Here is a 3,221-nt window from a genome sequence, read left to right on the forward strand (position 1 = left end):
TTTGCTCTTTAAAAATCTGGATCAAGCTGAAAATTGAAACGACACATCTTAAATGGTGTGTTCGAGTCTCTCAAATTTTCGCAAGTCGATGATGAATCGAAAGAAACATCTTCGGGTTGTGAGGTTAAGCGACTAAGCGTACACGGTGGATGCCCTGGCAGTCAGAGGCGATGAAGGACGTGCTAATCTGCGAAAAGCGCCGGCGAGGTGATATGAACCTTTGACCCGGCGATGTCCGAATGGGGAAACCCAGTGTGATTCGTCACACTATCGTTAACTGAATACATAGGTTAACGAGGCGAACCGGGGGAACTGAAACATCTAAGTACCCCGAGGAAAAGAAATCAACCGAGATTCCCCCAGTAGCGGCGAGCGAACGGGGAGCAGCCCAGAGTCTGAATCAGCTTGTGTGTTAGTGGAAGCGTCTGGAAAGTCGCACGGTACAGGGTGACAGTCCCGTACACGAAAGCACACAGGCTGTGAACTCGAAGAGTAGGGCGGGACACGTGGTATCCTGTCTGAATATGGGGGGACCATCCTCCAAGGCTAAATACTCCTGACTGACCGATAGTGAACCAGTACCGTGAGGGAAAGGCGAAAAGAACCCCGGCGAGGGGAGTGAAAAAGAACCTGAAACCGTGTACGTACAAGCAGTGGGAGCACCTTCGTGGTGTGACTGCGTACCTTTTGTATAATGGGTCAGCGACTTATATTCTGTAGCAAGGTTAACCGTATAGGGGAGCCGAAGGGAAACCGAGTCTTAACTGGGCGTTAAGTTGCAGGGTATAGACCCGAAACCCGGTGATCTAGCCATGGGCAGGTTGAAGGTTGGGTAACACTAACTGGAGGACCGAACCGACTAATGTTGAAAAATTAGCGGATGACTTGTGGCTGGGGGTGAAAGGCCAATCAAACCGGGAGATAGCTGGTTCTCCCCGAAAGCTATTTAGGTAGCGCCTCGTGAACTCATCTTCGGGGGTAGAGCACTGTTTCGGCTAGGGGGCCATCCCGGCTTACCAACCCGATGCAAACTACGAATACCGAAGAATGTTATCACGGGAGACACACGGCGGGTGCTAACGTCCGTCGTGAAGAGGGAAACAACCCAGACCGCCAGCTAAGGTCCCAAAGTCATGGTTAAGTGGGAAACGATGTGGGAAGGCACAGACAGCCAGGATGTTGGCTTAGAAGCAGCCATCATTTAAAGAAAGCGTAATAGCTCACTGGTCGAGTCGGCCTGCGCGGAAGATGTAACGGGGCTAAACCATGCACCGAAGCTGCGGCAGCGACGCTTAGGCGTTGTTGGGTAGGGGAGCGTTCTGTAAGCCGTTGAAGGTGTGCTGTGAGGCATGCTGGAGGTATCAGAAGTGCGAATGCTGACATAAGTAACGATAAAGCGGGTGAAAAGCCCGCTCGCCGGAAGACCAAGGGTTCCTGTCCAACGTTAATCGGGGCAGGGTGAGTCGACCCCTAAGGCGAGGCCGAAAGGCGTAGTCGATGGGAAACAGGTTAATATTCCTGTACTTGGTGTTACTGCGAAGGGGGGACGGAGAAGGCTATGTTAGCCGGGCGACGGTTGTCCCGGTTTAAGCATGTAGGCGGAGGTTCCAGGTAAATCCGGTACCTTTTAACGCTGAGGTGTGATGACGAGGCACTACGGTGCTGAAGTAACAAATGCCCTGCTTCCAGGAAAAGCCTCTAAGCATCAGGTAACACGAAATCGTACCCCAAACCGACACAGGTGGTCAGGTAGAGAATACCAAGGCGCTTGAGAGAACTCGGGTGAAGGAACTAGGCAAAATGGTGCCGTAACTTCGGGAGAAGGCACGCTGATATGTAGGTGAAGCCCCTGCGGGTGGAGCTGAAATCAGTCGAAGATACCAGCTGGCTGCAACTGTTTATTAAAAACACAGCACTGTGCAAACACGAAAGTGGACGTATACGGTGTGACGCCTGCCCGGTGCCGGAAGGTTAATTGATGGGGTTAGCGGCAACGCGAAGCTCTTGATCGAAGCCCCGGTAAACGGCGGCCGTAACTATAACGGTCCTAAGGTAGCGAAATTCCTTGTCGGGTAAGTTCCGACCTGCACGAATGGCGTAATGATGGCCAGGCTGTCTCCACCCGAGACTCAGTGAAATTGAACTCGCTGTGAAGATGCAGTGTACCCGCGGCAAGACGGAAAGACCCCGTGAACCTTTACTATAGCTTGACACTGAACACTGGTCCTTGATGTGTAGGATAGGTGGGAGGCTTTGAAGCGTGGACGCCAGTCTGCGTGGAGCCGTCCTTGAAATACCACCCTTTAATGGCTGGTGTTCTAACGTAGACCCGTGATCCGGGTTGCGGACAGTGTCTGGTGGGTAGTTTGACTGGGGCGGTCTCCTCCCAAAGAGTAACGGAGGAGCACGAAGGTTAGCTAATCCTGGTCGGACATCAGGAGGTTAGTGCAATGGCATAAGCTAGCTTGACTGCGAGAGTGACGGCTCGAGCAGGTGCGAAAGCAGGTCATAGTGATCCGGTGGTTCTGAATGGAAGGGCCATCGCTCAACGGATAAAAGGTACTCCGGGGATAACAGGCTGATACCGCCCAAGAGTTCATATCGACGGCGGTGTTTGGCACCTCGATGTCGGCTCATCACATCCTGGGGCTGAAGTAGGTCCCAAGGGTATGGCTGTTCGCCATTTAAAGTGGTACGCGAGCTGGGTTTAGAACGTCGTGAGACAGTTCGGTCCCTATCTGCCGTGGGCGCTGGAGAATTGAGGGGGGCTGCTCCTAGTACGAGAGGACCGGAGTGGACGCATCACTGGTGTTCGGGTTGTCATGCCAATGGCACTGCCCGGTAGCTAAATGCGGAAAAGATAAGTGCTGAAAGCATCTAAGCACGAAACTTGCCCCGAGATGAGTTCTCCCTGACCCTTTAAGGGTCCTGAAGGAACGTTGAAGACGACGACGTTGATAGGTCGGGTGTGTAAGCGCAGCGATGCGTTGAGCTAACCGATACTAATGAACCGTGAGGCTTAACCTTACAACGCCGAAGCTGTTTCGGCGAAGAGACAGAACAATCAAATTTCAGCCTGATACAGATTTAACAGAATTTGCCTGGCGGCTTTAGCGCGGTGGTCCCACCTGACCCCATGCCGAACTCAGAAGTGAAACGCCGTAGCGCCGATGGTAGTGTGGGGTCTCCCCATGTGAGAGTAGGGAACTGCCAGGCATCAA

2 rRNA genes are annotated in these 3,221 nt (G+C 52.9%); both read left to right on the plus strand.

What is annotated here, in order from left to right:
* The first annotated feature begins 122 nt into the window (after window positions 1–122).
* Window positions 123–3,027, plus strand: a 23S ribosomal RNA gene (locus INF68_RS17290).
* A gap of 73 nt (window positions 3,028–3,100) precedes the next feature.
* Window positions 3,101–3,216 (plus strand): 5S ribosomal RNA (rrf, locus tag INF68_RS17295).
* The last annotated feature ends 5 nt before the right edge of the window (window positions 3,217–3,221 follow it).

Source organism: Enterobacter cloacae complex sp. P16RS2 (assembly GCF_014982155.1).
GTDB classification, from domain to species: Bacteria; Pseudomonadota; Gammaproteobacteria; order Enterobacterales; family Enterobacteriaceae; genus Enterobacter; species Enterobacter cloacae_M.